At 63.4% G+C, this 20947-nt stretch carries 20 protein-coding genes; 9 read left to right on the top strand and 11 right to left on the bottom strand.

What is annotated here, in order from left to right; translation table 11 throughout:
- Position 1: 1 nt before the first annotated feature.
- A complete protein-coding gene (locus OVA00_RS12965; RefSeq protein WP_060580915.1) occupies positions 2 to 898 on the top strand; it encodes a branched-chain amino acid ABC transporter permease in 897 nt (298 codons plus the stop codon).
- Positions 899 to 915: 17 nt separating this feature from the next.
- On the opposite strand, the gene OVA00_RS12960 is transcribed toward OVA00_RS12965, so the two are convergent.
- From OVA00_RS12960 to OVA00_RS12940, 5 genes are all read right to left on the bottom strand, one after another.
- The gene (locus OVA00_RS12960) at positions 916 to 1380 is read right to left on the bottom strand and encodes a molybdenum cofactor biosynthesis protein MoaE (RefSeq protein WP_268090328.1); all 465 of its coding nucleotides are present in this window, start codon (positions 1378 to 1380) and stop codon (positions 916 to 918) included.
- 4 nt (positions 1381 to 1384) lie between these two features.
- Positions 1385 to 1645 carry a molybdopterin converting factor subunit 1 gene (gene moaD, locus OVA00_RS12955; protein WP_034803865.1) on the bottom strand — a complete coding sequence of 87 codons (261 nt, stop codon included), beginning with the start codon at positions 1643 to 1645 and terminating at the stop codon, positions 1385 to 1387.
- On the bottom strand, positions 1642 to 2229 hold the full coding sequence (gene pgsA / locus OVA00_RS12950; RefSeq protein WP_034803862.1) for a CDP-diacylglycerol--glycerol-3-phosphate 3-phosphatidyltransferase: 588 nt from the start codon (positions 2227 to 2229) through the stop codon (positions 1642 to 1644). Before pgsA ends, moaD begins: the two co-directional genes overlap by 4 nt.
- A gap of 129 nt (positions 2230 to 2358) precedes the next feature.
- On the bottom strand, positions 2359 to 4383 hold the full coding sequence (gene uvrC / locus OVA00_RS12945) for an excinuclease ABC subunit UvrC (protein ID WP_089043939.1): 2025 nt from the start codon (positions 4381 to 4383) through the stop codon (positions 2359 to 2361).
- Positions 4380 to 5144: an SDR family oxidoreductase gene (locus OVA00_RS12940; protein ID WP_034803857.1), complete on the bottom strand. Its 765-nt coding sequence runs from the start codon at positions 5142 to 5144 to the stop codon at positions 4380 to 4382. The genes uvrC and OVA00_RS12940 overlap by 4 nt, the downstream gene beginning before the upstream one ends.
- 368 nt (positions 5145 to 5512) lie before the next feature.
- Between OVA00_RS12940 and OVA00_RS12935 the strand changes: the two genes are divergently transcribed.
- Entirely contained in the window at positions 5513 to 6151 is a 639-nt protein-coding gene (locus tag OVA00_RS12935; protein WP_034803854.1) for an outer membrane protein, read from the top strand.
- Between the two features lie 60 nt (positions 6152 to 6211).
- On the opposite strand, the gene OVA00_RS12930 is transcribed toward OVA00_RS12935, so the two are convergent.
- From OVA00_RS12930 to OVA00_RS12915, 4 genes are all read right to left on the bottom strand, one after another.
- Positions 6212 to 6802: a glutathione S-transferase gene (locus tag OVA00_RS12930; RefSeq protein ID WP_034803852.1), complete on the bottom strand. Its 591-nt coding sequence runs from the start codon at positions 6800 to 6802 to the stop codon at positions 6212 to 6214.
- 61 nt (positions 6803 to 6863) lie between these two features.
- Positions 6864 to 7580, bottom strand: a complete 717-nt coding sequence (locus tag OVA00_RS12925) for a ribonuclease T2 family protein (RefSeq protein ID WP_218684623.1) — start codon at positions 7578 to 7580, stop codon at positions 6864 to 6866.
- Positions 7581 to 7582: 2 nt separating this feature from the next.
- A complete protein-coding gene (locus tag OVA00_RS12920; protein ID WP_034803848.1) occupies positions 7583 to 8023 on the bottom strand; it encodes a hypothetical protein in 441 nt (146 codons plus the stop codon).
- A 51-nt stretch (positions 8024 to 8074) separates the two neighbouring features.
- Positions 8075 to 8944 (bottom strand): 23S rRNA (adenine(2030)-N(6))-methyltransferase RlmJ, encoded by an 870-nt coding sequence (locus OVA00_RS12915; protein ID WP_034803845.1) that lies wholly within the window; start codon positions 8942 to 8944, stop codon positions 8075 to 8077.
- A gap of 69 nt (positions 8945 to 9013) precedes the next feature.
- On the opposite strand from OVA00_RS12915, the gene OVA00_RS12910 reads away from it, so the two are divergent.
- The 5 genes from OVA00_RS12910 to OVA00_RS12890 all read left to right on the top strand — a co-directional run bounded on the left by OVA00_RS12910 (position 9014) and on the right by OVA00_RS12890 (position 16810).
- Positions 9014 to 11149 (top strand): molybdopterin-containing oxidoreductase family protein, encoded by a 2136-nt coding sequence (locus OVA00_RS12910; RefSeq protein ID WP_268089092.1) that lies wholly within the window; start codon positions 9014 to 9016, stop codon positions 11147 to 11149.
- A gap of 32 nt (positions 11150 to 11181) precedes the next feature.
- The gene (locus tag OVA00_RS12905; RefSeq protein ID WP_060604277.1) at positions 11182 to 12075 is read left to right on the top strand and encodes a cation diffusion facilitator family transporter; all 894 of its coding nucleotides are present in this window, start codon (positions 11182 to 11184) and stop codon (positions 12073 to 12075) included.
- Between the two features lie 43 nt (positions 12076 to 12118).
- Positions 12119 to 12715 carry an NUDIX domain-containing protein gene (locus OVA00_RS12900; RefSeq protein ID WP_060580909.1) on the top strand — a complete coding sequence of 199 codons (597 nt, stop codon included), beginning with the start codon at positions 12119 to 12121 and terminating at the stop codon, positions 12713 to 12715.
- Positions 12716 to 12818: 103 nt separating this feature from the next.
- The gene (gene mprF, locus OVA00_RS12895; protein ID WP_268089090.1) at positions 12819 to 15428 is read left to right on the top strand and encodes a bifunctional lysylphosphatidylglycerol flippase/synthetase MprF; all 2610 of its coding nucleotides are present in this window, start codon (positions 12819 to 12821) and stop codon (positions 15426 to 15428) included.
- Between the two features lie 59 nt (positions 15429 to 15487).
- Entirely contained in the window at positions 15488 to 16810 is a 1323-nt protein-coding gene (locus OVA00_RS12890) for a virulence factor family protein (RefSeq protein ID WP_268090327.1), read from the top strand.
- A 302-nt stretch (positions 16811 to 17112) separates the two neighbouring features.
- On the opposite strand, the gene purN is transcribed toward OVA00_RS12890, so the two are convergent.
- Together purN and purM are read right to left on the bottom strand one after the other, a co-directional pair.
- Positions 17113 to 17781: a phosphoribosylglycinamide formyltransferase gene (gene purN, locus OVA00_RS12885; RefSeq protein WP_112975707.1), complete on the bottom strand. Its 669-nt coding sequence runs from the start codon at positions 17779 to 17781 to the stop codon at positions 17113 to 17115.
- Positions 17778 to 18848, bottom strand: coding sequence for a phosphoribosylformylglycinamidine cyclo-ligase (gene purM, locus OVA00_RS12880; protein WP_034803829.1), 1071 nt, complete (start codon positions 18846 to 18848; stop codon positions 17778 to 17780). The genes purN and purM overlap by 4 nt, the downstream gene beginning before the upstream one ends.
- Positions 18849 to 19107: 259 nt before the next feature.
- Between purM and OVA00_RS12875 the strand changes: the two genes are divergently transcribed.
- Positions 19108 to 20229, top strand: a complete 1122-nt coding sequence (locus tag OVA00_RS12875) for an AI-2E family transporter (RefSeq protein ID WP_268089089.1) — start codon at positions 19108 to 19110, stop codon at positions 20227 to 20229.
- 26 nt (positions 20230 to 20255) lie between these two features.
- Positions 20256 to 20945 carry a DnaA regulatory inactivator HdaA gene (hdaA, locus tag OVA00_RS12870; protein ID WP_089043948.1) on the top strand — a complete coding sequence of 230 codons (690 nt, stop codon included), beginning with the start codon at positions 20256 to 20258 and terminating at the stop codon, positions 20943 to 20945.
- The last annotated feature ends 2 nt before the right edge of the window (positions 20946 to 20947 follow it).

The following is a 20947-nucleotide window of genomic DNA, read 5'->3' as shown; positions in this document are numbered from 1 at the left end:
CATGCTCTATTTTCTGCAGCAGCTCGCCAACGCCGTTCCCGTCGCAGCGCTCTACGCGGCGCTGGCCTTTGGCTACGCGATCGCCTTTGCCGTGACCCGCCGGGCCGATCTCACCTATGGTGCGCTCTTTGCCTTCTCGGGCCAGATCTTTGTGCTGTTTGCTGCTTTCGGCTGGGACCGGCTGTGGCTGGTGCTTCCGGCCGCCCTTGGTCTCGGTGCGGCGGCTGCCCTGACTTTCAGTGTTGGTGCCGGGCTCGTCGCCGGGCGGTATGTCATGCGGCCGTTGGCCTTCTCGTCGGCCAACACCGTCGTCGTCGCCTCGCTCGGCTGCCTGCTGGTGCTGATGGAAACGGCACGGCTTGCCTCGGAGACCCGCAGCCTGTGGCTGCCGCCGTTCCTCAATGCCAACATCGTCTTCTGGGATGATCCGCGTTTCCCGGTCACGTTGACCGTCATCCAACTCGGCAATACCGCGCTGATGGCGGCGTTGGTGGCGGCCGGGCACTGGTTCCTGACCCATTCGCGGGCAGGGCGGTTCTGGCGGGCCGTCTCCGAAGACCGGGGGGCTGCAGCGCTTTGCGGGGTCGACGCGGCCACTGTCTACATCGTCGCCTATGGCGCGGCGTCCCTGATTGCTGCCCTTTGCGGCATCCTCGCCGCGTCCTACTACGGCAACATGGATTTCGGCACGGGGCTTACTTTCGGCGTCAAGGTACTGTTCATCGCCGCGATCGGCGGCCAGGCCTCGCCGCTCTATGCAGCCCTCGGCGCTGCCGCGGTCGGCCTGCTCGAAACACTATGGAGCGCCTATGGGCCGATCCTCTGGCGCGACTTTGCGATTTTCGGATTTCTGGTGATCGTGCTGATGGTGACGCGCAAGGAGAAGGTCATTCCCTGACCTCAAGGAACGGGCGGCTACTTCGACCAGCGGTCCCGTGCGGTATCGTCGGCATCCTTGGCGCTGACCCAGCCGCCGGTCGTGCCGTCGCCCAAATGTTCCTTCTTCCAGAAGGGAGCCGAAGTCTTCAGGAAATCCATGATGAAGTTGGCGCCGTCGAAGGCGGCCTGCCGGTGCCGCGAGGCGGCAACGACGAGCACGATGTTCTCGCCGGGAAGGATCTTGCCGTAGCGGTGGATGGCGGTGGCCGCCTGGAGCGAGAAGCGCTCGACCGCCTCCTGGCAGATGCGTTCGATCTCCGCCTCGGCCATGCCGGGGTAGTGTTCCAGTTCGAGGGCGGCAAGCGTGCCTGCCTCGTCGCGGCAAAGCCCGGAAAAAGTGACGATGGCGCCGATGTCGGCACGCCCGGCCGAAAGCTTGGCGACCTCGCTATTGATGTCGAAATCCTCGCGCTGGACGCGCACGGTCACCGGCGCGCGCATGGCCTCAGCCACCCGTCATCGGCGGAAACAGGGCGATCTCCCGTGCGCCGGCGATCGGCTCCTTGTGGTCGACATGTTCCTGGTTGATGGCCGCGCGGATGACGTTTTCATGTTCGAGCGCCGCCTCGTATTCCTCGCCGAGCGTCTTCAGGTGCTGAAGCAGATCGGCAATGGTGACGACACCGGCGGGAAGGTCGAGGGTTTCCTCGCCCTTGCCGATACGCTCGCGCACCCATGAGAAATAGACCAGGTTGACGGTGCTCATTCGTTGACCACGTGCTTGAGGCCGGCGCGGAAGTAATCGTAGCCCGAATAGAGCGTGATCGCGGCGGCAATCCACAGGAGCACGATACCGGCTTCCGTCGTATAGGGCAAAATCTTGTCGCCGGCCGGGCCGGCAAGCAGGAAGGCAATGGCGACCATCTGGATCGTCGTCTTCCACTTGGCGATGCGGGTAACGGGAACGCTGACCTTCAGCGCCGCCAGATATTCGCGCAGGCCCGAGACCAGGATTTCACGGCACAGAATGATGATCGCAGCCCAGATCGACCAGCCGGCGATCGTGCCGTCGGCGGCGACGAGCAGCAGGATGGAGGCGACCAGCAGCTTGTCGGCGATCGGATCGAGCATCTTGCCGATGTTCGACGTCTGCTTCCAGATGCGCGCGAGATAGCCGTCGAAGAAATCGGTGATTGAGGCAACGGCAAAAAGCGCCACGGCCGTCCAGCGCGCGAAGTCCGAACTGTGCAGCCGTCCTTCGACGAAGAAGCAAAGGACGATCAGCGGCACGATCAGGATGCGGAAATAGGTGAGCAGGTTCGGGATGCTGTAGGCGACGGGCGTGGGCATGGATTCGTGTTCTCTGGTTCGTCAGGTACAGAAATGACTTTGCTGGCCGCAGGTCAACAGGTCATCGTCGTCAACTGTCATATTTGCCCTATCGCATGTGAACGCCGGGTGAATTGTGACATCAGGTTTTCATTTCCCGGCATCGTCGTGGAAATGTTCGTAGACCAGCCGCGCCACCGTTTCGGAAATCCCGGCGACGGCCATCAGGTCGTTGATGCCGGCGCGCGAGACGGCTTTGGCGGTGCCGAAATGCGTGAGCAGCGCGCGCTTGCGCGTCGGCCCGATGCCGGCGATCTCGTCGAGCGGGTTCTTGACCATCTCCTTTTTGCGGCGAGCCCGATGCGAGCCGATCGCGAAACGGTGCGCCTCGTCGCGCAGCCGCTGGATGAAATAGAGCACCGGATCGCGCGGCGGCAGCGTGAAGCTGTCGCGACCGAGCGCGAAGAAGCGTTCGCGGCCGGCGTCGCGATCGACGCCCTTGGCGACGCCGATCGCCGTCACGCAGTCCTCGACATCGAGCTCCTTGAGGATGGCGCGCACCGCGGTCATCTGTCCCTGACCGCCGTCGATGAGAATGACGTCGGGCCAGGCGGGGAAAGCGGCATCGTCACCGACCTCCACGCTCCGGTCCGGTTTGCCCTCTTCCTTCAGCAGCCGCGAGAACCGCCGCGTCATCACTTCGCGCATCATACCGAAGTCGTCGCCCGGGGTGATGTCGGTCGATTTGATGTTGAACTTGCGGTACTGGCCTTTGACGAAGCCTTCCGGCCCCGCCACCACCATGCCGCCGACGGCATTGGTGCCCATGATGTGCGAGTTGTCGTAGATCTCGATGCGGCGCGGCGTGCGCTCCAGCTTGAAGGTTTCCGAGAAGCCTTCGAGCAGGCGCGACTGCGAGGCCGTTTCTGCCAACTTGCGGCCGTGCGCCTCGCGCGCATTGGCGAGCGCGTGATCGACGAGATCCTTCTTTTCGCCGCGCTGCGGCACCTGGATCGCGACCTTGTATCCGGATTTTTCGCTGAGCGCCTGGCCGAGCAGTTCCTGCTCTTCCACCGCTTCGCAAAGCAGGATCTGCCGCGGACAGGGCTTGTCGTCGTAGAACTGTGCGAGGAATTGCGAGAGCACCTCGGCCGTCGGCAGCGACGGGTCGGCCTTCGGGAAATAGGCGCGGTTGCCCCAGTTCTGCCCGGTGCGGAAGAAGAACACCTGGATGCAGGAGATGCCACCCTCGTGGTGGATCGCAAAGACGTCGGCTTCCTCGACGCCAGAGGGGTTGATGCCCTGGTGGCTCTGGACGTGGCTGAGTGCGGCGAGGCGGTCGCGGTAAAGCGCTGCCCTTTCGAAGTCGAGGTTCTCGGCTGCCTCGCCCATGGCGGCAGCGATCGTCGCCTTCACCGCTTGGCTCTTGCCCGAGAGGAAGTCCTTGGCCTCCTGAACGAGTTCCGCATAGCCCTGATCGCTGATTTCGCCGGTGCAGGGCGCCGAACAGCGCTTGATCTGGTAGAGCAGGCAGGGGCGCGTGCGCGTCTCGAAGACGCTGTCGGTGCAGGTCCGAAGCAGAAAGGCGCGCTGCAACGAATTGATCGTGCGGCCGACCGCGCCGGCGGACGCGAAGGGACCGAAAAAGTCGCCCTTGCGGCTGCGTGCGCCGCGATGCTTGTAGAGTGCCGGCGCACGGCTGTCGCCGGTCACCAGAATATAGGGAAACGACTTGTCGTCGCGCAAAAGCACGTTGAAGCGGGGCCTCAGGCGCTTGATCAGGTTCGCTTCGAGCAGCAGCGCCTCGATCTCGGTGCGCGTCGTCACGAACTCCATGTTCGCGGTCTCGCGCACCATGCGGGCGATGCGGTTGGAATGACCGCGCCCCTGGGCATAATTGCTGACGCGCTTCTTCAGGCTGCGCGCCTTGCCGACATAGAGAACGTCGCCGGCCTCGTTGAACATGCGATAGACGCCGGGGCCATTCGGCAGCAGCTTGACGAAGGCCTGGATCAGCTCCGCGCCCTTCAGTCCCTCGGTCTCCGAGTGATTCTCGTGCCACTCGACGACGGGCGCAACGCCGCTCACGTCAGACACTTCGATCAGGTCGTCGTCGTCTTCCGCTTCGCTGCCATCATAAAGGATGCCGCCGTCGGCCGGCACGCGTCCATTCATTCCACTATCTCCCTGATGTCGGGCGTTTCCCAGGCGAGGTGCTGGCCCCCGTCCAGCGCAATCATCTGTCCGGTAATCGACGGCGTGTCGAACAGGAAGCGGATCGTCCGTCCAAATTCGTCGAGCGTCGGCCCGCGCTTCAAGATCAGCGCATCGACCTGCGCCTCAAAATCCTTCGGGTCCTGCCGTTCGTTCGGCAGCGTCGGTCCGGGGCCGATGCCGTTGACGCGGATGCGCGGGGCGAGTGCCTGCGCCATCGTCCGGGTGGCCGTCCAAAGCGCCGACTTGGACAACATATAGGAATAAAAGCGCGGATTGGGAGCCCAGACGCGCTGGTCGATCACATTGATGATGAGCCCGCTGGCCTTGGCCGGCAGTTGCGCGGCGAAATCGCGCGCCAACAGGGAAGGGGCTTTCACATGCAGCGCGAAATGCTGGTCCCAGACCTCTTCGTCGAAGGCATCGAGGCTATCCTTCTTGAACAGCGACGCATTGTTGACGAGCAGATCGATCGGCCCGAGCGCTGCTGTCGCGCGCTCGATCAGTGTCGATGTCGCGCCCGTATCCGTAAGGTCGGCTCGAATCGCGACGGCATTCGTTCCCGTCTTCTTCAGGGTTTCGGCCAGGGCCCGCGCTTCGTCAAACGAGGCATCGGCATGAATGGCGACCGCAAAGCCGTGGGCGGCCAGGTCCTCCACTATAGCTTTACCGATCCTCTTGGCGCCCCCGGTTACGAGAGCCGCCTTCAGTGCTTTCTTCAACGTTTCATCCCGCTTTTTCGAATCTTCGCGTCAGCGGACGAAGATATAGGGAAGAAACGCGGGGCTGAAACACTCCCTGACGATTCCTTGCCCAAAAATTAATGGAATTGGCGTAAATTGTATTATTTTGCGTACTTATAGTATAGCTTTCGTTAATCTTGATTTATGGTTAACAAATCTCCTGTGGCGCTAAAGCAACATCAAACTTCGGGCGCGTTTGTGCCACCAAAATTTCACATTTTGGCTCTTGTGAATCCGCATTTGCTGGCCAATTTCAGCTCAACCGGGCGGGTTAAATTAAGAGTTGCCTGATGTTTCACTGTGGGACCCCAAGCCCTCGGCGCATCGGGACGAAAAGGAGAATGTTTATGCGTACGCTCACCACCACCCTCATGGCTTCGGCTATGTCCCTCATCGCCTTCCAGGCCGCCCAGGCTGCAGACGCGATCGACGAAGTTCCGGCAGCTCCGCAGGCCGAATACAGCGAGCCGGCAGTCAAGAACTGGTCCGGCGCCTATGTCGGTGGCACCGCCGATTGGAAGCATGGCCAGCACGATGCGACCGGCAGCAACACCGCAGCCGGCTTCGGCGGCGGCCTCTATGGTGGCTACAACGTTCAGGACGGCCAGATGGTATACGGCGGCGAAGCCGATATCGGTTACTCCGGCCAGGATTCGACCAAGGGCAACCTGCGCATGAAGCAGGGCGTCAACGGCTCGCTCCGCGGCCGCGTCGGTGTCGATCTGAACCCGGTCCTCGTCTACGGTACCGCAGGTCTTGCCGTCGGCCAGACCAAGGGCACCGTCGGCGGCGCTTCCGACAAGAACACCATGGTCGGCTGGACCGCAGGCGTCGGTGCTGAAACCTTCGTCACCGACAACATCACCGCACGCGTCGAGTACCGTTACACGGACTACGGTTCGAAGGACTTCCGCATGGGCAGCACCAAGGTCTCGTCCGGCTACGACGAGCACGCTGTTAAAGTCGGTATGGGCGTGAAGTTCTGATCGGCTTCTGCCGGATCAAAGAAAAGGCCGGGGAGACCCGGCCTTTTTTGTGTCTGCACGTTAGGCCTTGAACTTGGGGTAATCCGGGAAGTGTTTTTCGAACTTCGCCGGCCAGTTCTTCAGCTTGGCGCGCCCCTTCTGCCATTCGCCGGCAAACCGCAGCTCGATGTAGCGCAGCATCGCCGCGAGTGCGAAATGGCCTGCATTGAGCTTGGCCCCGGTCTTCGGCAGGTTGGCATTCAGATGGTCGAGGCTGCGCTCGACCTTTTCCCATTGCCGGTCGATCCAGGGCTGGTGCACCTTTTCCGGCGGATGGGAGCGTTTCTCGTAGACGATCGACAGCAGGCTGTCACAGACGCCGTCGCATAGCGCTTCCAGCAACTCGACGTCGGTGCGCTTTTCGGCGTTCCTGGGATAGAGCTTGCCCTTGGTCTCCCGGTCGATGAAATGCATGATGGTACGGCTGTCGTAGAGCGCCCGTCCGTCGTCGAGAATCAGCGTCGGGATCTTGCCGAGCGGATTGTTGTCGATCAGCTCCGGCGGGTTGGCATTGGTGTCGGTCAAGACACTTTCGGCCGCATAGCCCGCATAATGCGCCGCCATGCGCACCTTGTTCGAATAGGGCGAGGCGGGCGAGTACAAGATCTTCATCGGGCGTCTTTCCTTCCAGGGATTGCGAGATGGGTTTCTGACAGGCGCCTTCTGCGGCTGGTCAAAGCGCCGGGGGCAGCGACACGCTTTCCTTTCGGCAGGCCTGGCGATCGACCGCCGGGCAGGCGCGGAAATTGAGCGACTTGTCGAAGCAGATCCGGATTTCCTCGAGCCGACTACCCTCGCAGGTCACGGCGACCGCGTCCTTCGTCATGCCGGGATTCTTGGCAACGAGCGCATCTTCGATGGCGGCGACGCGCAGGCCCTTTTCTTGCGGGGGAGGTGCGAGCTCCGATGGCAGCGTCAGCCGGTCCCACGCCGCGCGCGTGACGGCGAAGTATTCCTCCTGACTGAGGCCGGAGCAGGTCCCGTGCTTGCGCCATTGGTGGCCGATCAGGCCCATCGATGGAATGAGGTCGAGATATTGCTTGCCGAGCGACGACGGCACGCGATCGGACTGGCGTGTCGGGCAGAAGTCCGGATAACCCCGTTCGTTCTGCGGCCACAGGCCATGCACGATCAGGCCGCGATTGCCGCCGACTTCGCACTGGCTGGATTTTCCCTTGGGGTCATTGTCGCCGCACCAGGTCGGCGACCAGGAGAGCGAGAGCACATAGAAATCGAAGCCGCTGCCGACCGGCACCGTAACGACCGCCTTCGTGGCTTGCGTTCCCGTCGCCGTCGGCGCCTTTTCAGTGTTCTGATCGCTGCAGCCAACGAGGGCTGCTGCAACGAAAAGCGCCGGCAGAAGCCGGCGCGTTTTCCGGAATGATCTCATGATTAACGGAGCGAGGCGCAATAGGCGCCGTAGACATACCAGGGATCGAGGCCGCCGACGCAGAACTCGATGCTTCTGCCGACGCCGGCAAAGCCCCACGGGCGTTCGATGAGGTAATAGAGCGCACGCTGTTCGCCGTTGGTCATCACAGCGGTCCCGTAGCAATATTCACGCTCGACGAGATGCGTCTCGTCGCGGAACTCCTGCCGATTCTGCCCCATGTCGCGGATCTCGGCGATCGAGAGATTGGCGTGCAGGTAGTTTGCATCCCGATACTCGAAACGGGATGTGATGAAGCCGAGAACCGAGGATTCACTGCAGACCCCGGCGTTGTAGGATTGCGCCTGGCTGCTGCCGATGTAGTCGGCGGCAATGGCGCCCGGCGCCGTAGCGCCGGCGAGGGAAAGCGAAATGAGAAGCGTGGCGGCGAGCGTGCGAGTCATGGGCGTCTCCCTATGTCGTCGCATGAGATTGCGGTGCGTCGCGCCCGTCCGTCAAGCCCCTCGGGTTGTCTGTTCTTCCCCGCGCAGCCAGAAGCAGCGACTGGACGCGAAACGATCCTGCCCCAACCGGCTTTTCAGGAACGGCAGCAGCAGGTCGAGCTCGCTCTTCAGCGTGAAGGGCGGGTTTACGATGATGAGGCCGGAACCGGAAAGCCCTGTGGTTTCCCGGTCGCTTCTGACGGACAGTTCGGCGCAGAGCATCTTCGGGATGTCCAGCGCCTTCAGCGCCTCATGAAACGCTTTGATCGGCGCGCCCTGCTTCAGGGGATACCACAGGCAATAGACGCCGCCGGTAAAGCGGCGGTAGCCGCGCGCAAGGCCATCCACCAGCCGTTCGTATTCGCCCTCCTTTTCGAAGGGTGGGTCGACGAGAATCAATCCGCGCTTTTCCTTCGGCGGCAGGTGCGCGCCCAGCGCCAGCCAGCCGTCGAGCTCGGTGACGCGGCTCTGGAAATCGGCGTCGAACAGCCGGTGCAGCGTTTCGTAGTCGTCCGGATGCAGCTCCATCGCCGAAAGCCGGTCCTGGGGTCGGAAGAGCATGCGCGCGAGCTTCGGCGAGCCAGGGTAGAGCGTCAGCTCGGAGCCGGGGTTCAGCGCGCGGATGGAGGACAGGTAGGGGGCGAGGATCACCGCGATCTCCGGCGGCAGTTCGCCCTCGAGCAGCCGGCCGACGCCGTCGCGCCATTCGCCGGTCTTCTGCGCTTCCTCGCTGGAGAGGTCGTAGAGCCCGATGCCCGCATGGGTATCGAGAACACGGAACGCCTTCTCCTTCTGCTGGAGGTAGGTGACGAGCCGTGCCAGCACTGCGTGCTTCAGGACGTCGGCAAAATTGCCTGCGTGATAGATGTGCCGATAGTTCATGAGCGCCGCCGATGGCTGTGATCAATAGTTGCGATGGGTGGGCGATTGGCTCTTTGAGCCGAAATGCCGATGCCATATAGAAAAGCCATGAACGTTGCGACCCCCATCAAAGCAGAAAAAACCATCGGCCACTCGGTCTGTCCGCACGACTGTCCCTCGGCCTGCGCCCTGGAAGTCGACCTGACCGCCGAAGGGCGGATCGGCCGTGTGCGCGGTGCAGCCGCCAATACCTACACCGCCGGCGTGATCTGCGCCAAGGTGGCGCGGTATTCCGAGCGCATCTATCATCCCGACCGTCTGATGGTGCCGAAGCGCCGCAAGGGCGCCAAGGGCGAGGGCGGCTGGCAGGAGGTGAGCTGGGAGGCCGCGCTCGACGAGATCGCCGATCTGTTCATTCGCGCCGAGCAGAAATATGGCGCCGAGACCGTGTGGCCATACTTCTACGCGGGCACCATGGGCCAGGTGCAGCGCGACTCGATCGACCGGCTGCGTCACGCCAAGCGCTATTCCGGCTTCTTCGGCTCGATCTGCACGAACATGGCCTGGACCGGCTTGAGCATGGCGACCGGCGCCTTGCGCGGCCCCGACCCGCGCGAAATGGCCAAGGCCGATTGCGTGGTGATCTGGGGCACGAATGCGGTTGCGACCCAGGTCAACGTGATGACCCATGCGGTGAAAGCCCGCAAGGATCGCGGCGCGAAGATCGTCGTCATCGACATCTACGACAACCCGACGGTCAAGCAAGCGGACATGGGCCTGGTGCTGAAGCCGGGCACCGACGCAGCACTTGCCTGCGCCGTGATGCACATCGCGTTTCGCGACGGCTACGCCGACCGGGCCTACATGGCGAAGTTCTCCGACGATCCGGCCGGCCTTGAAGCGCATCTGAAGTCGCGCGGGCCGGAGTGGGCGTCGGCGATCACCGGCCTTTCGGCCGAGGAAATCGAGGCCTTTGCAAAATTGGTCGGCACGACGCCGCGGACCTATTTCCGGCTCGGCTACGGTTTCACGCGCCAGCGCAACGGTGCCGTCGCCATCCACGCGGCGGCATCCGTGGCGACCGTGCTCGGTTCCTGGAAACACGAAGGCGGCGGTGCCTTCCACTCCAACAACGATATCTTCAAGCTCGACAAGCGCGAGTTGATCGGCTCGGCCTTTCACGATCCGGATGTGCGCATGCTCGACCAGTCGCAGATCGGCCGGGTGCTGACCGGCGACGCCGAGGCGCTGCGCCACCGCGGGCCGGTGACGGCGATGCTGATCCAGAACACCAATCCCGCGAACGTCGCGCCGGAGCAGCGGCTGGTGAAGCGCGGCTTCCTGCGCGACGACCTCTTTGTTGCCGTGCACGAGCAGTTCATGACCGATACGGCTGCTGTTGCCGATATCGTGCTTCCGGCCACCATGTTCCTGGAGCATGACGATCTCTATCGCGGCGGCGGCCATCAGCACATCCTGATGGGCCCTAAGGTGGTAGAACCACCCTCGACCGTGCGCACCAATCTGTTCGTCATCGAGGAACTGGCCAAGCGCCTTGGCGTTGCCGATCATGCCGGCTTCGGCCTGACCGAGCGTGAGCACATTGATCGGCTGCTCGCCAACTACGGAATCGGCTACGAAGAGATGAAACGGGAGAAGTGGCTCGACTGTCAGCCCGCCTTCGAGGAGGCGCACTATCTCAACGGCTTTGGCCACCCGGACGGCAAGTTCCGCTTCAAGGCGGATTGGACGGGGACGCCGGCGCCGAACCGGCCGCCGAAGTCGATGGGCATTCAGGGGCCGCACCAGGCGCTGCCGGAGTTTCCTGATCATGTCGACCTCATCGAGGTTGCCGACGCCGAGCACCCGTTCCGGCTGGCGACCTCTCCGGCTCGATCCTTCCTGAATTCGACCTTTGCTGAGACACCGTCCTCGATCCAGAAGGAAGTGCGCCCGGAAGTGATGGTTCATGCGGAAGATGCCGCAGAACTCGGCATTGCCGATGGCGATGTCGTCCAACTCGGCAACGTCCGCGGCGAGGTGCGTCTGCATGCGAAGATCGGTGGCGGCGCCCGTCGCGGCGTCGTCATCGCCGAGGGCCTGTGGCCGAATGGCGCGCATCTCGACGGGGAGGGCATCAATGTGCTCACCGGCGCCGATGCGGTGGCGCCGTATGGTGGTGCCGCCTTTCACGACAACAGGGTCTGGGTAAGGTTGGCGCGCTAAGTCAGGTTGTAGAACGGCAGACGGAACCTCCCATGAGCGGCGACCACCACCATGCAGATGTCACGAGCACGCCGGTTTCAAGGCTCTGGGCCTCGCTTGGCCTGACCGGCGGCTTCATGCTGGCCGAAGTCGTCGGCGGCATCCTGACCGGCAGCCTGGCGCTGATATCCGACGCCATGCACATGCTGACCGACACGGCGGCCCTTGCGATCGCGCTCGTCGCGATCCATGTCGGCCGTCGCCCGTCAGACCTCTTGCGCACCTATGGCTACGCCCGCTTCGAGATCCTGGCTGCCGCCTTCAACGCGCTGCTCCTGCTCGGTGTCGCCTTCTACATCCTCTATGAGGCCTGGAAGCGGCTGTCCGAGCCGCAGGAGATCCAGTCCGGCAGCATGCTGGTGATTGCCGTCGTCGGCCTTCTCGTCAATCTCGCCTCGATGCGGCTGCTCACCAGCCACAAGGACGAAAGCCTCAACGTCAAGGGCGCCTATCTCGAAGTCTGGTCGGACATGCTGGGCTCGCTCGCCGTCATCGTCGGCGCGGTGGTCATCTGGCTGACCGGCTGGCAGTGGGTGGATTCGCTGCTCGCTGTCGGCATCGGCTTCATGGTCTTTCCGCGCACCTGGGTGCTGCTGAAGGAGTGCGTCAACATCCTGCTCGAAGGCGTGCCGCCGGGCATGCGCCTCGCCGATGTCCACGCGACGATTGCCGCCGTTCCCGGTGTTGCCTCCGTGCATGACCTGCACCTCTGGGCGATCACCCAGAGCCAGCCGTCGCTGACCGCCCATGCGGTACTTGCCGACGGTGCCGATGCCGAGACCGTGCGCCGCGCAATCGAGGAGCAGTTGCGCGCGACGTTCGACCTGCACCACACGACGCTGCAGATGGAGCGGGAAGATCGCGCGGCAGCGGAAGATATCCACTGATGGCTGAAAGGGCGGGATTGCACTCGCCGGAGAAGGAAGTTGCATGAGCACCCAGCATGACCCACGCGTCAGGATCGTCGGCCGCCGCACGCTGTGGAAGGGCTTTGCGCACCTGGAAGAGGTGACGTTCGAACAGCAGATGTCCGATGGCGCGACCGTGACGCTGAAGCGGGAGATCCACGACCATGGCAATGCGGCGACCATCCTGCTCGTCGATGCCAGGCGCCAGAGCGTCATCCTGGTGCGGCAGCTTCGCGTTCCCGTTCTGCTCCAGGGCGACCCGGCCTATCTGATCGAGGCGGCCGCCGGGCTCCTCGACGGCGACACTCCGGAAGAGGCGATCTGCCGCGAGGCGCTGGAGGAGACCGGCTACCACGTCCAGGACGTCATCCACCTCTTCGATGTCTATATGAGCCCGGGGGCGCTGACCGAGCGCACGAGCTTCTTTGCCGGCCACATCGACGCCACCGAGAAACGCGGCGACGGCGGCGGGCTTGCGCATGAGGGCGAGGACATCGAAGTGCTGGAAATCCCCTTCGACGAAGCCGTCGCAATGATCGCGACCGGAGAGATCTGCGATGCCAAGACGATCATGCTCCTGCAGTGGGCGCTGCTCAACCGGCAGCAACTGTTTGCCTAAGGGATTGTTTTATAAGAGTATAATTTATTACCGATATTTCACTTTTTGATCCGTATCGGGTAAGCTAAAGCGCTGATGTCCTCATTATCGACATGGGCGCTTCATGACATCCTCCCTACCGGAACGTGCAACCGACGACGAGCAGCAGGCGGAGGGAGGCTGGTTCACCTTCCTGCGTCGCAATCGCCGTTATCTATCGGCTGCCGGTACGCTCTTCGTAATCGCACTTTTCGGCTTTGCGATCTTTCACCTGACGTCCGAAGTCCAGTACGACGAGGTGGTCCAGGCATTGGCGGATACCAGTTGGATCTCCGTCGCGGCGGCGGTGTTCTTCACCGCATTGAGTTTCCTCGCGCTCACCTTCTATGACGTCAGCGCGCTTGATTACGTCAAGCGAAAGCTGCCCTATGCCGATGTGGCGCTGACGGCGGCCTCGGCCTATGCGGTCGGCAATACCGCGGGGTTCGGGGCGCTCAGTGGCGGCGCCATCCGCTACCGCTCCTATTCGCGCCTCGGCATCGAGCCTGAGAACATCGCCCGCATTATCGCCTTCGTGACGCTCGCCTTCGGGCTCGGGCTGCTGGCGGTGACTTGCCTCAGCCTGCTTGCCGTCGGCGAGTATGTGGCGCCGATGACCGGGATGGATCCTCTGGTATTGCGCGTAATCGCGGCCGTGATCCTCGGCGGTCTGTTCACAGTGTTCTTTCTTGCCCGTGACGGGCGCGAGGTCAGCATCGGGCGTCTGACGCTTCGGCTCCCGGATTCGCGCACCGTTTCGCGCCAGTTCCTGGTGACGGCGCTCGATCTCGCCGCCTCGGCGACCGTTCTCCATGTTCTTCTACCCGCCGGCACGATCGGCTGGCCGGCCTTCCTTGCGGTCTATTCGCTGGCCGTCGGCGTTGGCGTCTTGAGCCATGTGCCGGCCGGTCTTGGCGTCTTCGAGACGATCATCATCGCGACGCTCGGCCACAATGCCGATGTCGACACCATTCTTGGCGCGCTGGTGCTCTACCGCGTGATCTATCACGTTCTGCCGCTCGTGATCGCGATCGCCGTCGTCATCGGCATCGAACTCCGCCAGCTGTCCGGTCATCCGGTTGCCTCCAGCGTGCGGCGCATCGGCGGCCGCATGACGCCGCTGCTTTTGGCAACGCTCGGCATCGTGCTGGCGATCATGCTGGTTCTTTCCAGCGTGACCCCGACGCCCGACGAGAACCTGGCATTCCTCGAAGCACTGCTGCCCTTGCCGATCGTTGAGGGCGCACACTTCCTCGCCAGCCTGCTCGGCCTTGCCCTTGTGGTCGTCTCGCGCGGACTGGCGCTGAGGCTTGACGGCGCCTGGTGGGCCTCGATCGTGATCGGGATCGCCGCGCTGCTGCTGTCGCTGATCAAGGCGATCGCCGTGGTGGAAGCGGGCATGCTGGCCTTCTTCCTGGTGGGGCTCATCGTCAGCCGCCGCCTGTTCGTGCGGCCGGCCTCGCTGTTCGGGCAGGCGCTGACGGTGCCATGGCTGACGGCGCTCGGGGTCATCTGCCTGGGCGCGCTGGTCGTGCTGCTCTTCGTCTATCGCGATGTCGAATACAGCCATGAGCTCTGGTGGCAGTTCGAATTCTCCGCCGAAGCCCCCCGCGGTCTGCGCGCGCTTCTCGGCGTGACGATCGGCGCGAGCATGCTTGCGATCTGGAGCCTGATGCGCCCGGCAACCGGATCCGCCGAGCCTGCCTCCGACGACGCGATGGAGCGGGCGCTTTCGATCGTCGAGGCGCAGGATATGTCCGATGCCAATCTGGTGCGCATGGGCGACAAGAGCCTGTTGTTTTCCGCCGACGGCCGAGCCTTCATCATGTATGGCCAGCGTGCTCGTTCCTGGATCGCGCTTTTCGATCCCGTCGGCCCGATCGATGCCTGGCCGGAGCTGATCTGGCACTTCATCGAAAAGGCGCGCGCGGCCGGCTGCCGGGCGGTTTTCTACCAGGTCTCGCCCCTGGGGCTTGCATACTATGCCGATGCCGGGCTGCGCGCCTTCCGGCTCGGCGAACTCGCGCGCGTCGACCTCGCCCGCTTCGAGCTGAAGGGGGGCAAATGGGCGAACCTGCGCCAGCAGGTGAGCCGCGCTCAGCGGGACGGGCTAGAGTTCCGTGTCGTAGCGCCCGAAAACGTTCCGGACGTCATGCCTGACCTGACCGCGGTCTCCGATGCCTGGCTCGCGCATCACAATGCCAAGGAGAAAGGCTTCTCGCTCGGTGCCTTCGATCCCGAGTATCTTCGCGAGCAGCCGGTGGCGATCCTCACCTGTGGTGGGCGTACGGTCGCATTTGCCAATATTCTGGTGACGGCGACCAAGGAGGAGGGGACCGTTGACCTCATGCGCTTTTCGCCGGATGCGCCGAAGGGCGCGATGGATTTTCTCTTCGCTCAGGTGATGGAGTATCTGAAGGCCGAGGGATACCGTACCTTCAACCTTGGCATGGCGCCCCTGTCGGGCATGTCCACGCGCCAGATCGCGCCGGTCTGGGACCGGGCCGGGCGCACCTTCTTCGAACACGGCGAACGTTTCTACAACTTCAAGGGCTTGCGCGCCTTCAAGTCGAAGTTTCATCCGCAGTGGCAACCGCGCTATCTTGTCGCCAGTGGCGGCATCAATCCGATCCTCGCCCTGATGGATGCGACATTCCTGATCGGCGGCGGTCTCAAGGGAGTGGTGAAGAAATGATCCCTGTCGCGAACGCCTGGAAATGCCTGACTTCGGCGGCGCTGCTGCTCTCCGCATCGATGTTCCCCGCTCTCGCAGAAGACGCGCCGAAGAGCTACGATACCGGGATGATCCCGTCGCCGCGCATCATGCTACCGAAGGAAAAGGCGGCCGCACTTGTTGTGCTGCTGTCGGACGCCGCCGGCTGGACGGACAAGGAGCAGGCGATCGCCGATACGCTCACCGATGACAAGACAGTCGTTGTCGGCATCGACCTCAAGGCCTATCTCGCTTCACTCGCCAAGGATGATGGCGACTGCATCTACATGGTCTCCGACATCGAATCGCTGAGCCAGCAGGTGCAGCGTGCCGTCGGCACCGACGCTTACCAATTGCCCGTCGTCGCAGGCGTCGGTGCCGGTGGTGCGCTGGCACTCGCCATCGCTGCCCAGACACCGCCTGCCACCATCGGCCAAACACTTGCGATTGATCCGGAAGAGGGGATCGCGCTTGAAAAGCAACTCTGCACCCCGGCCGAAAAGGTGAAGAAGGGCGACCGCATGGTCTATGGCCTGACCGACGGCGCATTGCCGGATCCGGTTTCCGTCGTCTTTTCACCCGCGGCATCGGCCGACGGGCGCGCCCATGTGGCGGCATTGATCGCCAAGCATCCGGACGTCGAGCAGGAGGACAGCGACGACGACGCCTATACGACGCTGTCCGATCACCTCATCGATATCATCGACAGCGAGCGCGACGCCGGCAATCCGTTCGGTTTGCCCCTGACCATCCTTGACGCAAAGCCGACCCGTGACACGATGGCGGTGATCTATTCGGGCGACGGTGGCTGGCGCGACATCGACAAGGAAGTCGGCGACGTGCTGCAGCAGCAGGGCGTACCGGTCGTCGGCTTCGATTCCCTGCACTACTTCTGGTCCGAGCGCGATCCGCAGGTGACGGCGGACGACCTTGCCAAGGTGATGAGCTACTACCGCAAGCACTGGAACGTGCGAAACGTGCTCCTCATCGGCTATTCCTTCGGTGCCGACGTGCTGCCGCGAACCTTCAACCTGCTGCCGGCCGGCGAAAAGGCCCATGTTCGCCAGGTGACCTTGATGGCCCTCTCGCACATGGTCGATTACAAGGTCTCTGTGCTGGGTTGGCTAGGGGCTTCGGGCGACGGCAAGGGTGGTGATCCGCTCGACGATATCAAGCGCATCGACCCGGCGTTGGTGCAATGCATCTACGGCACCGACGAAGAGGATGATGCCTGCCCGCAACTGAAGGGCACCGGCGTCGACGTCATCGGCATCGACGGCGGCCACCACTTCGACGAGGATTATCCGGCGCTGACACGGCGTGTGCTCGACGCCCTCGATCGCCGGCTGGCTTCGGCGAAGTGAACGGTCGGTGTGTGGGGGCGTGAGGCTTACCCCCCTCTGCCCCGCCGGGGATCTCCCCCCACAAAGGGGAGATCGGCTAGACGCGCCCACCCGCTACAACTGAACGAGATTGCCCGCCGGCTCGATGTTGACGATGGGGGTATCCTTCTGCCCCAGATAGAGTTGCCACCGGCGAACCGGTAATGACCGCCGAGCGGTCGCCATCTGCTGATATCCCCCCTTGCGGGGGAGATGCCCGGCATGACAGAGGGGCGTTAACCGCGTGTGATGCGCCGTAGTCGGGACAAAGCAACCCGGCGTGATTACGCAGCCGGCGAAATCAGCGTACCCGTCGCCTCGCCAAGGCTCTTGCTCACAGCGCGACCGCCTTCCATGCGTATCTTGCCCTCGGCCATCAGCCGAAGCGCCATCGGATAGGTGCGGTGCTCGACGGTCAGCACTCGGGCAGCAAGGCTGTCGGACGTGTCTCCGGGCACGACCGGAACCACCGCCTGCGCCAGGATCGGGCCTTCGTCCATGCCTTCGGTGACGAAGTGCACGGTGCAACCGGCGACCTTCATGCCGGCGTCGATAGCCCGCTGATGGGTGTGCAGGCCGGGGAAAAGCGGCAGCAAGGACGGATGGATGTTGAGGATGCGTCCCTCGTGGCGCTGGATGAACGTCGCCGACAGCAGACGCATATAGCCGGCGAGGCAGATAATGTCTGGTGACAGCCGGTCGAGCTCGGCAAGAATTGCCGCCTCGTGGGCGTCCTTGCTGTCGAAGTCCTTGCGCAGGAAAGCGCGCGTGGGGATGCCAAGCGCCGCGGCTTTGGCGAGGCCGCCGGCATCCGCCTTGTCGGCGATGACGGCGACGATCTCGGCCGGGAAATCCGGCTCGGCCGTTGCCTTTGCGAGCGCCAGCATGTTGGAGCCGCCACCAGAGATGAAGACGACGACCCGCTTCTTGCCCGTCGAGACTTCCGTCGTCATAGGGCCAGGTTGCCCTTGTAGATCGTGCCGGCTGCACCTTCGTCGCGGGCGACCATGCGGCCCAGCGTAAAGACGGTTTCGCCTTCGCCGGTGAGCACGGCGGAAACCTCTGCGGCCTTGTCGGCCGGAACGACGGCGATCATGCCGACGCCGCAGTTGAAGGTGCGCAGCATTTCATTGGCGGCAACGCCGCCGGTCTGGGCAAGCCAGGAGAACACCTTCGGCGCCTTGATCGCGTCGAGGTCGATCTCGGCAGCGAGGTGCTTTGGCAGCACGCGTGGAATGTTCTCAGGGAAACCGCCGCCGGTGATGTGGGCGAGCGCCTTGATCGAACCGGTCTCGCGGATCGCCTTCAGGAGCGGCTTCACATAGATGCGCGTCGGCGTCATCAGGAGATCGGCAAGCGTACCTTCGCCGAACGGAGCAGGAGCATCCCAGGCAAGGCCCGAGAGCGTGACGATCTTGCGCACCAGCGAATAGCCGTTGGAATGCACGCCGGAGGAGGCGAGGCCGAGGATGACGTCGCCTTCGGAGATGTCACCGGCCGGCAGCAACTGACCGCGTTCGGCAGCGCCGACGGCAAAGCCCGCGAGATCGTAGTCGCCGCCCGAATACATGCCGGGCATTTCGGCGGTCTCGCCGCCGATCAGCGCGCAACCGGATTCGCGGCAGCCCGCAGCGATGCCGGCGACGATCGCGGCACCCTGGTCCGGGTCAAGCTTGCCGGTCGCGAAATAGTCGAGGAAGAAGAGCGGTTCGGCGCCCTGGACGACGAGGTCGTTGACGCACATGGCGACGAGGTCGATGCCGACGGTGTCGTGCTTGTTGGCGTCGATGGCGATCTTCAGCTTGGTGCCGACGCCGTCATTGGCGGCCACCAGAACCGGGTCGGTGAAGCCCGCGGCCTTGAGATCGAAGAGACCGCCGAAGCCGCCGATTTCGCCGTCGGCGCCGGGCCGTCGGGTCGAGCGCACATGCGGCTTGATCTTCTCGACCATCAGGTTCCCGGCGTCGATATCAACGCCCGCGTCGCTATAGGTGAGACCGTTCTTTCCCGACTGGCTCATGCTCGTTCTCCAAGGCTCGTCGTGCGACAGGTATTTTGCGGATGCGATTGGCACGGCAGGCAAGGGAGTGCAAGCCGAGAGCAGGCCTTGGCGGCGTTTTTTCACCATTTTGCCCATATCCCACGGCGCAAGCCAGTCAGCTTGGCTATAAACTGGATGACTGCACCGGTCGGACTTGACCGTTACGCGCACCGCCCCCTATCTCCTTGACAGGGTTGTGATACGCAACAGTGGCGAGCGGCGCCTCACGAGGAGTGTCATGAATATCAAGGTCAGCGGTTCCGGATTGCAGCGCCAGGTCATTTTCTGGCTACTGGTGCTTGCCGCCTTCATTGCCTTCCTCATGGTTTTCAGCTCGATCCTGCTGCCGTTCCTGGCCGGCATGGCGCTTGCCTATTTCCTCGACCCGGTCGCCGACCGCCTGGAGCGGTTCGGCTTGAGCCGGTTGATGGCGACGGTCGTGATCCTGATCGGCTTCGTCGTCGTCTTCGTGCTGGCCCTCATGGTCATCATTCCTGTCGTCGTCAGCCAGGCGGCCGATTTCATTGCGAACATCCCCGGCTATGCCGCCAAGCTGCAGGTGCTCGTCAACGAAGCGCAGACGCGGCTGATTCCCGATTGGCTCGCGAGCCAGATGCCCTCGCTGAAGCAAAGCTCCGGCAAACTGCTCGAACAGGGTGCGGCCTTCGTCGGCACGCTCTTCCAGCAGATCTGGAACTCCGGCGTGGCGTTGCTCGACGTCATCTCGCTGCTGGTCGTCACCCCTGTCGTCGCCTTCTATATCCTGCTCGATTGGGACCGGATGGTCGAGAAGGTCGATAGCTGGGTTCCGCGCGACTACGTCTCGGATGTGCGCCAGATCGCCCGCGACATGAACGCGACGATCGCCGGATTTGTGCGCGGGCAGGGCTCGCTCTGCCTCATCCTTGGTCTTTATTACGGGATCGGCCTGTCGCTGGTCGGTCTCAATTTCGGTCTGCTGATCGGTCTCTTCGCCGGCATGATCAGTTTCATTCCCTATGTCGGATCCATGGTCGGCCTGGTGCTCGCCGTTGGCGTCGCACTGGTCCAGTTCTGGCCGGACTATCTGTGGATCGGCCTCGTGCTTGCCGTCTTCTTCAGCGGCCAGTTCATGGAGGGCAATATCCTCCAGCCCAAGCTGGTGGGCAAAAGCGTCGGCCTGCATCCGGTCTGGCTGATGTTTGCGCTGCTTGCCTTCGGTGCACTGTTCGGCTTCGTCGGTCTTCTGGTCGCGGTGCCCGCAGCAGCCGCCATCGGCGTGCTTGTCCGCTTCGGCATCCAGCGCTACCTTGATAGCGACCTCTATCACGGGCACGGCAAGGCCGTGGAAAAGAAGGCGAAGAGCGACAAGGCCGCCTGATTTCCGACGATTGTCCCGAGTACAGCATGACAAAACGCCCATTCGAACAAATCCCCCTGGCTTTCGGCCACGACCCGGCGACGGGTCGTGAGGACCTGCTCGTCTCCGACAGGCTGAGCGCGGCCATCGCCATCGTCGACCACTGGCCGGACTGGCCGGCGCCCGTGGTCATCATCGCCGGCCCGATCGGCTCGGGAAAATCGCATCTCGCCAGCATCTGGAAGGAGCGGGCAGGAGCGGAAGTGATCCACCCGCTCGCCGGCTCCGATGCCGCGTTGATCGCGGCCGAACGACCTGTTCTCTTCGAGGATGCCGACCGCAGCGGCTTCGACGACACGACGCTGTTCCACGTCATCAACAATGTGCGCCAGCACGGCACCAGCCTGCTGATGACGACGCGGCTCTGGCCGATGTCCTGGCCGGTGACGCTGCCGGACCTGCGCTCGCGCCTGAAGGCGGCGACCGTGGTCGAGATCGGTGAGCCGGACGACGAATTGCTGACGCAGGTGCTGATCAAGCTCTTTGCCGATCGCCAGCTTTTCGTCGACGAGCGGCTGGTGGGCTACATCGTCCAGCGCATGGAGCGCTCGCTGGAGGCAGCGCAGACGATCGTCGAGCGCATCGACCATCTGGCGCTGGCCCGCGGCACGAAGCTTTCACGCGCGCTCGCTTCCGAAGTTCTCGAAGAACTGGGAAATCAGCGTCGGTCCGATTGACT

Origin of the sequence: Ensifer sp. SL37 (assembly GCF_026672675.1) — a bacterium.
Taxonomy (GTDB): domain Bacteria; phylum Pseudomonadota; class Alphaproteobacteria; order Rhizobiales; family Rhizobiaceae; genus Ensifer; species Ensifer adhaerens.
Note: the sequence above shows the minus strand (reverse complement) of the source record. Positions and strands in the feature narration are given on the sequence as shown.